Here is a 1,003-nt window from a genome sequence, read left to right on the forward strand (position 1 = left end):
CGCACCTCCGCCAACGCGTCCAGATACGCGTTCGCCGCAGCATAGTTACCCTGCCCCGCACCACCCACCGTCGCCGAGAACGACGAGAACAACACGAACGCCGACAGACCCAGATCACGGGTCAACTCATGCAGATGCCGGGCACCCTCCGCCTTCACCCGAAGCACCGACTCGAACCGCTCCACCGACAGCCCGTCCAGCACACCGTCATCCAACACACCCGCCGCATGCACCACCGCCGTCAACGGCACCTCAGCCGGAACACCCGCCAACAGAGCAGCCACCGCATCACGATCGCCGATATCTCAGCCCGCAACTCCGCCACACCATCAGCGGCGGGACCACGCCGCGAAGCCAACACCACATGCTCCGCCCCCGCCCGCGCCAACCACCGCGCCACATGCCGACCCACACCACCCGTACCACCGGTCACCAACACCGTCCCCGACGCCTGCCAGGAACCGCCGCCAGACCCCGCGCAACGGACCACACGCCGACCGAACACCCCGGCGGCGCGCAGTGCGACCTCGCCTCGCCCGAGGCGAGCACACCGGCCAGACGCCCCACCAAACGCGCATCCACCACCTCAGGAAGGTCAACCACACCACCCCAACGACCGGCCAACTCCAAACCAGCCACCCGCCCCAGACCCCACAACTGAGCCTGATCGAGATCCGTCACACGCTCCGAGTCCGTCACCGCGACCGCACCCCGGGTCACACACCACAACGCCCGACGCCAACGCGAGGAGCGAGACCACACCCGCGAACCCCGCCTCACCCTCCAACACCCCACGCAGCCGCTCAGCGACCCGCTCACGACCACACTCATCCACGTCGAGTTCCAACGCCACCGGCCGGGCACCACCACGCGCCAGACCCGCCACACACTCACCCACCCACACATCGCCAGCGAGCCCGGCCGGCACAACCACCAACCACGCCCCCGACAACACACCAGAAACCCCAACCAACGGCGACCACGCCACCCGATAACGCCAACC

The 1,003-nt window shown here is 68.5% G+C and carries 1 pseudogene; it reads right to left on the reverse strand.

The features are described from left to right. Positions 1 to 505: pseudogene (locus CD790_RS36745) on the reverse strand (SDR family NAD(P)-dependent oxidoreductase); the annotation flags it as partial. Between the last annotated feature and the right edge of the window lie 498 nt (positions 506 to 1,003).

Source organism: Streptomyces sp. SAJ15 (genome assembly GCF_007595705.1).
In the GTDB taxonomy this organism is placed as follows: domain Bacteria; phylum Actinomycetota; class Actinomycetes; order Streptomycetales; family Streptomycetaceae; genus Streptomyces.